Below are 8,354 nucleotides of genomic sequence, written 5' to 3' on the forward strand. Positions count from 1 at the left end.
CTTGGCGTCCTCCGGGTTCTGGCCAAAGCGGAAGTTGCCGGGGCTGCCCCAAGCACCGCGATAATTGAACGTGATGGCATTCCACCCGGCCCGGCGAAGGGCCTGGGCCAGATCGAGATTCTTCTCGTTGCCAGGCCAGCCGTGGCAGATGACGATAGTGGGATGCGGCCCCGGCCCTGCCGCCAGATAGGCCACGCCGTTGATCTCCACCCCGCCCGAAGGGATGTGCAACACTTCCATGCGGGCGCGCGGCGTAGCGGTGGCGGGCGGATCGGTGAACAGCGGATTGGCCAGCGCCGGAGCAGACATCAACAGCAGGGCTAGAACAAGACTTCGCATCGATTTTCCCCCTTCAACACGGGCTCAGGCTAGACTGGCGGCAGCGTCCAGTCGATGGGGTGCAGGCCTTGCGATTCCATCCAGACATTCGTGCGGCTGAAGTGGCGGCAGCCGAAGAAGCCATTGTGCGCCGACAGTGGCGATGGGTGGGGGGCTTTCAGCACCAGATGCCTGCTCGCGTCGACAAAGCCAGCCTTTTTCTGGGCGTGGCTGCCCCACAGCAGGAAGGCGCAGGGTTGTTCCCGTTCCGCCACCAGACGGATCACCGCATCGGTGAACGCTTCCCAGCCGCAGCCCTTGTGGCTGGCGGCAACGCCCTGTTCCACCGTCAGGCTGGTGTTGAGCAGCAACACGCCCTGCCGCGCCCAATGCTCAAGGAAGCCATGCCGTGCTGGCGCGATGCCGAGATCGGCCTGCAGTTCCTTGTAGATGTTCACAAGGCTGGGCGGCACCCGCACGCCGGGGCGCACGGAAAACGCCAGCCCATGCGCCTGGCCGGGGCCGTGATAGGGGTCTTGCCCCAATATCACCACGCGCACTGTATCAAGCGACGTCAGATCAAGCGCGCGGAACCATTCGCTGCCGTTGGGAAAGATCGCCTTGCCGGCGGCTTTTTCGGCCAACAGGAAAGCCTGCAACGCCGCCATCGACGGCGAGGCCAGGGCATCCTCCAGCGGCGCGCGCCAGCTTTCGTGCAGCTTGATCGTGTCGGCCATGCGCCTGTGTGACGGGGACTGGGCGGCAGCGTCAAGCGCGCGGTTTGCCCACACCCATGCGGGGCATCAGATTGTCGCGATCCATCACCAAATGCTTGATGATGCCAACAATGTGCAGCGCCAGCAGCGCCAACATGGCCCAGCCCAAGATCTCGTGCAGTTCGTTGGCAGCGCTGCCGGTGGCCTTATCAACGCCGAACTTGGAGACCGGCAGCCCGAACCAGGCCAGTGGGCGATCATTGCGATCCGCCGCAACCCAGCCCGACAGCGGCAGCGCCAGCATCACGGCATAGAAACCCCAGTGGGCCGCTTTGGCCAACAGCCGCTCGCCACCGGTGAAGTAGGCGGGCAAAGCCGGCACGCTATGGCCCAAGCGCCAGCCCAGCCGGAACAGGGTGAGGGCGATGATGGTCAGGCCGAAGCTTTTGTGGAAATCCATCACCAGCGCGCGCTGGCCACCTTCGCGCGGCACGAAATCATGCAGGAAGCCACCGGCCAAATTGCCGATGATCATCAGGGCCATCAGCCAGTGCAGCGTGATGGCAACCTTGCTGTAACGGCTCATGCGGCGTGTCTCCATGGGTGCCGGCACACGCTAGGCCTGCATCTTACGCCCGTCGATACGGGGTTCACCCGGTCAGAACGAAACGCGCGCGCCCACCCAGAAGGTGCGGGGCAGGGCGCGTTCGACAACACCGGTGCCGGAGAGTGCCGCCTGCACCTCGGCATCGAACAGATTTTCGACGCGGCCTTCGATGGCGAGGCCCTTCACCAGCGGCACCAGCAGCAGCGCGTCGACCATGGTTGCGGCATTCAGGCTGCGGCTGTTCTGATCATCCTCGAACTGGCTGGCAATGTGGCGCAGCGTGGCCGACGCTGTGAACAGGCTGCCGGTGTAATCGATGGTGCCGGAGAACTGGTCGCGCGGCGTCTGGGCTGGCCGCAGCCCGTCCAGTGGCGCAGCGGCCCCGGATGCGGCGATGGTCGGATCGACATGGCTCCAGCTTGCAGTCAGCCCGAAGTCGCCGCTCCGCAGCTTCGCATCCACTTCCCAGCCCCACACGGTGAGCGCATCCAGGTTCTGGCGCTGGCGATAGAAGCCGCCGGCCGCCACGAAGCCGACACCTGGGAAGTTGCCCGGCCCGCGCCCTTGTGTGACGTTGGCGATGGTGTCGTCCATGCGGTTCCAGAAACCGGTGACGCCGATCTCGAAACCACCTGCCGGCTTGAGCGTGAAGCCGAGGTCCACGCCTGTCACCCGCTCGGGATTGAGCAGGGCATTGGCCGCCGTGGCATCGGGGCCGACGCGGAACGGGCGATAGAGTTCATTGAGCGTCGGCAGCCGCCAGCCGCGATAGGCCGCACCGCGCAGGGCCAGCCAATCGGCGGGCTTCACCGCCAGACCAATGCGGCCGGTGAATTCATGGCCGGAACGATCTGCAAACAGCAGGCTCGTGAACGGCGCGTTGGTGGCGATGGTGGTTTCCAGCAGGCGGCCATCCTTGATCGTCCACCAGTCGATGCGGGCCGATGCCGTGGCGGTGACCATGCCGCGTTCGATGCTGGCATCGGCGAACAGCCCGGTGGTGCCGGTGCGGCCGCCGGCCTCGCGCTGGCGGGTGGGGGCGGCATTCACATAGGTGAACAGCTCCATTGTCTTGCCGGTGAGTTGGCGCGTGTCCGCGCCCAGCCGCAGCGAGACGCCGTCACCCACCGGCGGCGCCAACTCCAGCCGGCCGCCCCAGCCGGTGGCCGGCGTGTCATATTGGGCCAGGCTCTGCGTCACGCTGGTGCGCGTGGCGTTCACGGCGGCAAAATCGGAGGTGAAATTGCGCGTCTGCACATAGGCCAGCGCCTGCCACCCCCAGCGCCCGCGCCCGACCAGCCGCAGCGCGCCATCAACGCCTTCGGACGTGTTGCGCGAAAAATCGGTGCCACGCTCGCGGCTGTCGGTGAATCCATTGGCCGTCACTTGCGCTTCGGTTTCGGGCGCGACTTCCACAACGGCGCGCAGGGCCACGCTGGCCTGTTCATAAGGCGCCGCGCGATCGACCGGGCCGCGATTGCGTTCGACGATGGGGATGAAACCGTCGCCGCGGCCATAGGCGGCAGAAAGGGTGGCGAAACCCTTGTCACGTGTCAGCCCCAGTGCGCCTTGCGCGTCGACGCTGTTGCGGCTGCCATAGGCGATGGCGCCGTCGAATGGCCGCGCCGCGTTGCCGCCCACGGATTCCAGTTCGATGGTGCCAGCCAGCGCGCCCGGGCCCCAATAGCCGGAGCCACCGCCGCGCGTGACCCTGATGCGATCAAGCCGCCCGGTGGCATAGGCCGGAAACGCCACCCAGCCACCGAACGGATCGGCCTGCGGCACGCCATCCAGGACCAGCAGCGCGCGGGACGAGGCATTGCCGCCCAGCCCGCGAAGGGTAATGCCTTGGGACGTGGCGTTGGCGGAGCGGCTGTCCGACCGGCGGAACTGCTGTTGCCCGGCGATATCGGCGAGCACCGATTCCAGCCGGTTCGATCCGGTGTTCAGGATGCGCTCCCGGTCGATCACGATCAACGACAGTGCCGCATCGCCGGGCAGATCCTTCAGGCCCTTGCCGGTGACGGTGATCAGTGTGTCCTCGGCCTCAGCGGCAAACGCAGGTGCGGTGCTGAGGAGCAGGGCGGCGAAGAGGGGCAGATGCTTCATGGCCGCGTGTGTTGCCCAACGCGCCGGCGGGTGCAAGCGCCCAACGATTTTGTCGCGGCTTGCGTCTTGGCGGCGCAACACACCCGCCCTACACTGGCATCACCACAACAGGAGACATTCCATGCCCAATCCCTGGCAACACAGCCGCGCCACCGGCATCGCCGATGATATCGATTTCGAGATCAAGGGCCATGAACTGCAGTTCGTCGAGATCGAACTGGATCCCGGCGAAAGCGCCGTGGCCGAAGCCGGTGCCATGGTGTGGAAGGATGCCAGCATCGGCATGACAACCGTGTTTGGCGATGGCGGCGGACAAAGCGGCGGCTTCATGGGCGCGCTGATGGGGGCCGGCAAGCGGCTGCTCACCGGCGAAAGCCTGTTCACCACCGTCTACACCCACAACGGCGGCGGCAAGGCGCGCGTTGCCTTTGGCGCGCCCACCCCCGGCCATATCCTGCCGCTCAAGCTGGACAGCATTGGCGGCACGCTGATCTGCCAGAAGGATGCGTTCCTGGCCGCCGCCAAGGGCGTTTCCATCGGCATCGCCTTCCAGCGCAAGGTGATGACCGGTCTGTTCGGCGGTGAAGGCTTCATCATGCAGAAGCTGGAAGGCGATGGCTGGGTGTTCGTGCAGATGGGCGGCACGGTGATCGAGCGCACACTGGCGCCGGGCGAAGTGCTGCATGTTGATACCGGCTGCGTGGCGGCCTTCACGCCGTCAGTGAACTTCGATCTGGAAAGCGTGGGCGGAGTCAAATCCATGCTGTTCGGCGGCGAAGGCGTGTTTTTCGCCCGCCTTACCGGGCCGGGCAAGGTGTGGATCCAGTCGCTGCCATTCAGCCGGCTGGCCGGCCGCATGATGCAGGCCGCCATGGGCCGCGGCCAGAACCGCGGCGAGGGCAGCGTGCTTGGCGAACTGGGCGATCTCATCGGCGGCAATCGCTAACCAGCCCGTTGACCAAATGGCTTGGCCACGCGCAAAGAACGTGCGTGGCCAAGCTCTATTTCTACTATGCCTCGATGAACGCCGGCAAATCGACGGTGCTGCTGCAGGCCAGCTTCAACTATCGTGAGCGCGGCATGCGCACGATGCTGTTCACCGCTGCGATCGATGATCGGGCCGGGCAGGGCGTGATCGCCTCGCGCATCGGACTATCAGCGCCGGCCGACATGTTCGTTCCCGAAACCGATCTGTTTGCCGCCGTGGCCAGCGCGCATGCGGTGGGCACGCTCAATTGCGTGCTGGTCGATGAAGCCCAGTTCCTGACCAAGGACCAGGTCTGGCAGCTGGCGCATGTCGCCGATGATCTGGGCATTCCCGTGCTCTGCTATGGCCTGCGCACCGATTTCCTGGGCAATCTGTTTCCCGGCAGCCAGTGGTTGCTGGCGATTGCAGATACGCTGACCGAGCTGAAAGCAGTGTGCTCCTGTGGCCGCAAGGCGACGATGAACTTGCGTATTGACGGGCAGGGCAAGCCGGTGGCCTCTGGCCAGCAGACCGAGATTGGCGGCAATGATCGCTATGTGGCCCTGTGTCGCCGGCATTTTGCGGCAGCCTTGGCCGGGCAGCATCAGCCCTGAAGGGAAGCGTATATGACGACCGTTTATGATTTCAGCGCCAAGACCATCGATGGTCGCGAGATTTCCATGAAGGATTTCGAAGGCAAGGTGCTGCTGATCGTCAACACCGCCAGCAAGTGCGGGTTCACGCCGCAATATGAAGGGCTGGAAAAGCTGCACAAGAAATATGGCCCCAACGGCTTTGCCGTGCTCGGCTTCCCCTGCAACCAGTTCGGCGCGCAAGAACCTGGTAATGCCAGCGAGATCGCCAATTTCTGCAAGCTCACTTATGATGTGGACTTTCCCCTGTTCGCCAAGATCGACGTGAATGGTGACAACGCCCACCCCTTGTTCCAACTGCTGAAGAAACAGGCGCCCGGCTTGCTTGGCAGCGAGGCGGTGAAGTGGAACTTCACCAAGTTCCTCGTCGACAAACACGGCCAGGTGCAGGAACGTTTCGCGCCCACGACCAAGCCGGAAGCGCTGGGCAGCCAGATCGAGAAGCTGCTCGCCCGGGCCTAAAAAGGGAGATCGCCGCCATGGCCAGTGTTGCACCCAACGACCTGTCGTCCTTGTGGATGCCGTTCACCGACAACCGCTATTTCAAGGCGAATCCGCGCCTGATGGTGGCCGCGCAGGACATGCATTACACCACCGCCGTTGGTCGCCGCGTTCTGGATGGCACCGCTGGCCTGTGGTGCGTGAACGCCGGCCATGGCCGTGAACCCATCGTCAAGGCGATCCAGCAGCAGGCCGCAGTGCTCGATTATGCGCCCACCTTTCAGTTGGGCCACCCGCTCGCCTTTCAGCTCGCTTCGCGCGTTGCCGGGATCATGCCGGAAGGGCTGGACCGCATCTTCTTCACCAATTCAGGTTCTGAAAGCGTCGATACCGCTCTGAAGATTGCGCTGGCCTATTGGCGTGCCAAGGGCCAGGGCCAGCGCATCCGCCTGATCGGCCGCGAACGCGGCTATCACGGCACCGGTTTTGGCGGCATTTCGGTGGGCGGCATCGTCACCAACCGCCGCACCTTCGGCACCGGCTTGCCCGGCACCGATCACCTGCCGCACACGCACGATCCGGCACGCAATGCCTTCAGCAAGGGCCAGCCGGCCCATGGCGCCGACTTTGCCGACCGGCTGGAAGCGATGTTCGCTCTGCATGGCCCCGACACCATCGCTGCCGTCATCATCGAGCCGGTGGCGGGTTCCACCGGCGTGCTGGTGCCGCCGGTGGGGTATCTGGAACGGCTGCGGGCGATCACGGCGCACCATGGCATCCTGCTGATCTTTGACGAAGTGATCACCGGCTTCGGCCGCATTGGCGCGGCGACCGCGGCCGAACGGTTCGGCGTCACGCCCGACATCATCTGCCTCGCCAAGGGCCTCACCAACGCTGCCGTGCCGATGGGCGCGGTGGCGGCAGCCCGTCACGTCTATGATGCCATCGTCGATGCACCAGGCGACGTGCCGGGGATCGAATTGTTCCACGGCTACACCTATTCCAGCCACGCGCTGGCCTGCGCCGCCGGGATCGCCACGATCGATCTTTATGCCAACGAAGGCCTGTTCGCCCGCGCCCGCGCGCTGGAAAGCCATTGGGAAGCGGCGCTGCACAGCCTTGCCGGCCTGCCGCACGTGATCGACATCCGCAATTTCGGCCTGGTCGGCGCCATCGAACTGGCCCCCCGCCCCGGCCAACCGGGTGTGCGCGGGCAGGAAATCTTCCGCGCCATGTTCGATTCGGGCCTGCTGATCCGCGTGACCGGCGACATCATCGCGCTGTCGCCGCCGCTGATCATCAGTGAAGCCCAGATCGACGAGATTGCCGATCGGCTCGGCGCGGGCCTGCGGCAGTTGGCCGATGTCTGATAGCGGACAATCCATGCCATGCGTTGATCTCTTCGCACAGGGAATCATTACGGAGATGTAATTTTTTCGTACGGCCCGCCTTGGCATGGCGGGGGCTTGCCCCTACATGGGCCAGTGTTGCCCGCAGCAGGTGACAGGAGAGACATGGCCGCCAAGGATCTTGCGAAGATGGACCTTAACCAGCTGGTGTACAGCTGGCTGAAAGACATTCTTTGGCCTGAGAAGAATTATTTCTGGCTGGCGATCATCTATGGCGTTGGTATCGCCCTGCTTGGCCTTGCCACGCCGATTTCCGTGCAGTTGCTCATCAACAGTATCGCCAATACCGCGCTGCCGGTGCCGTTGTTCACCCTGGCCGCCATCCTGTTCGGTCTGCTCATCGTGTCGGGCCTGCTGTCGGTGCTGCGCATCCACTTGATGGAATTCTATCGCCGTCGCTTCATGGCGCGGCTGGTTGCCGATGTGACGATGCGGGCGATCAACGCGGCTGATCCTTTCTTTCAGGATGATCGCCGCTTCGATCTGTTCAACCGCTATTTTGAAATGGTGAACATGCAAAAGGCGGTGCCGTCGCTGTTGATCGGCGGTTTCACCATCATTTTGAGCATGATCGTCGGGTTCGTTGTCACCAGTTTCTATCACCCGTTTTTCCTGGCATTCAACCTGGTGCTGATCGCGCTGTTGTGGGCGGTGTGGGCGATCTGGTCCAAGGGCGCGATGAAAACCTCGATCATTCTCTCTCACGAAAAATACAACGCCGCGCATTTCATCGAAACCGTGGGTGCGTCCAACGGCTTCTACAAATCGGCCCGCCACATCGATTACGCGCTGGAAGGCGCGGAACGGGTATCGGCCAATTATGTGAAGGCCCACGCCGATCATTTCGCCTACCAGTTCCCGCAGACCATCGCCTTCTATTTCCTCTATGCCGCAGCGTCGGCCGGCCTGCTGGCGCTGGGTGGCTGGCTGGTGATCCAGGAACAATTGTCGATCGGGCAATTGGTGGCGGCCGAACTCATCCTGTCCGGCGTGTTTGCCGGCATGAACAGCCTCTATTCCTATCTCGACGACTGGTACGATCTTGTCGCCTCCATCGAGGAACTGTCCCTGCTCTATGGCCTGAAGCAGGAAGCCAAGCCGGTTGCCGGCCTGGCGGCGCCCAGCGGCGGCGCG

The 8,354-nt window shown here is 64.0% G+C and carries 8 protein-coding genes and 1 pseudogene; 5 read left to right on the plus strand and 4 right to left on the minus strand.

Annotated elements, in window-relative coordinates; translation table 11 throughout:
- The 4 genes from Q7O19_RS12265 to Q7O19_RS12280 all read right to left on the minus strand — a co-directional run.
- On the minus strand, positions 1-339 hold a 339-nt coding region (locus Q7O19_RS12265; protein WP_369692474.1), incomplete at its 3' end, for an alpha/beta hydrolase family protein.
- A gap of 29 nt (positions 340-368) precedes the next feature.
- The gene (gene ung / locus Q7O19_RS12270; RefSeq protein ID WP_303810794.1) at positions 369-1,055 is read right to left on the minus strand and encodes a uracil-DNA glycosylase; all 687 of its coding nucleotides are present in this window, start codon (positions 1,053-1,055) and stop codon (positions 369-371) included.
- Between the two features lie 31 nt (positions 1,056-1,086).
- Positions 1,087-1,620 (minus strand): cytochrome b, encoded by a 534-nt coding sequence (locus Q7O19_RS12275; protein WP_303810795.1) that lies wholly within the window; start codon positions 1,618-1,620, stop codon positions 1,087-1,089.
- 72 nt (positions 1,621-1,692) lie between these two features.
- A complete protein-coding gene (locus tag Q7O19_RS12280) occupies positions 1,693-3,750 on the minus strand; it encodes a TonB-dependent receptor (protein WP_303810796.1) in 2,058 nt (685 codons plus the stop codon).
- A 121-nt stretch (positions 3,751-3,871) separates the two neighbouring features.
- On the opposite strand from Q7O19_RS12280, the gene Q7O19_RS12285 reads away from it, so the two are divergent.
- The 5 genes and pseudogenes from Q7O19_RS12285 to Q7O19_RS12305 form a co-directional block, all read left to right on the plus strand.
- The gene (locus Q7O19_RS12285; RefSeq protein ID WP_303810797.1) at positions 3,872-4,696 is read left to right on the plus strand and encodes a TIGR00266 family protein; all 825 of its coding nucleotides are present in this window, start codon (positions 3,872-3,874) and stop codon (positions 4,694-4,696) included.
- Positions 4,697-4,740: 44 nt separating this feature from the next.
- Positions 4,741-5,331, plus strand: a complete 591-nt coding sequence (locus Q7O19_RS12290) for a thymidine kinase (RefSeq protein WP_303810798.1) — start codon at positions 4,741-4,743, stop codon at positions 5,329-5,331.
- A 12-nt stretch (positions 5,332-5,343) separates the two neighbouring features.
- The gene (locus tag Q7O19_RS12295) at positions 5,344-5,832 is read left to right on the plus strand and encodes a glutathione peroxidase (RefSeq protein WP_303810799.1); all 489 of its coding nucleotides are present in this window, start codon (positions 5,344-5,346) and stop codon (positions 5,830-5,832) included.
- Between the two features lie 17 nt (positions 5,833-5,849).
- The gene (locus tag Q7O19_RS12300) at positions 5,850-7,181 is read left to right on the plus strand and encodes an aspartate aminotransferase family protein (RefSeq protein WP_303810800.1); all 1,332 of its coding nucleotides are present in this window, start codon (positions 5,850-5,852) and stop codon (positions 7,179-7,181) included.
- Between the two features lie 144 nt (positions 7,182-7,325).
- Positions 7,326-8,354 (plus strand): annotated as a pseudogene (locus Q7O19_RS12305) (ABC transporter ATP-binding protein); the annotation flags it as partial.

Source organism: Sandarakinorhabdus limnophila DSM 17366 (genome assembly GCF_945882885.1).
Classification (GTDB): domain Bacteria; phylum Pseudomonadota; class Alphaproteobacteria; order Sphingomonadales; family Sphingomonadaceae; genus Sandarakinorhabdus; species Sandarakinorhabdus limnophila_A.

Coding starts and splice junctions, on each gene's coding strand:
- ung (WP_303810794.1), bottom strand. CDS start 1,055: ATGGCCGACACGATCAAGCTGCACGAAAGCTGGCGCGCGCCGCTGGAG.
- Q7O19_RS12295 (WP_303810799.1), top strand. CDS start 5,344: ATGACGACCGTTTATGATTTCAGCGCCAAGACCATCGATGGTCGCGAG.
- Q7O19_RS12280 (WP_303810796.1), bottom strand. CDS start 3,750: ATGAAGCATCTGCCCCTCTTCGCCGCCCTGCTCCTCAGCACCGCACCT.
- Q7O19_RS12300 (WP_303810800.1), top strand. CDS start 5,850: ATGGCCAGTGTTGCACCCAACGACCTGTCGTCCTTGTGGATGCCGTTC.
- Q7O19_RS12275 (WP_303810795.1), bottom strand. CDS start 1,620: ATGAGCCGTTACAGCAAGGTTGCCATCACGCTGCACTGGCTGATGGCC.
- Q7O19_RS12285 (WP_303810797.1), top strand. CDS start 3,872: ATGCCCAATCCCTGGCAACACAGCCGCGCCACCGGCATCGCCGATGAT.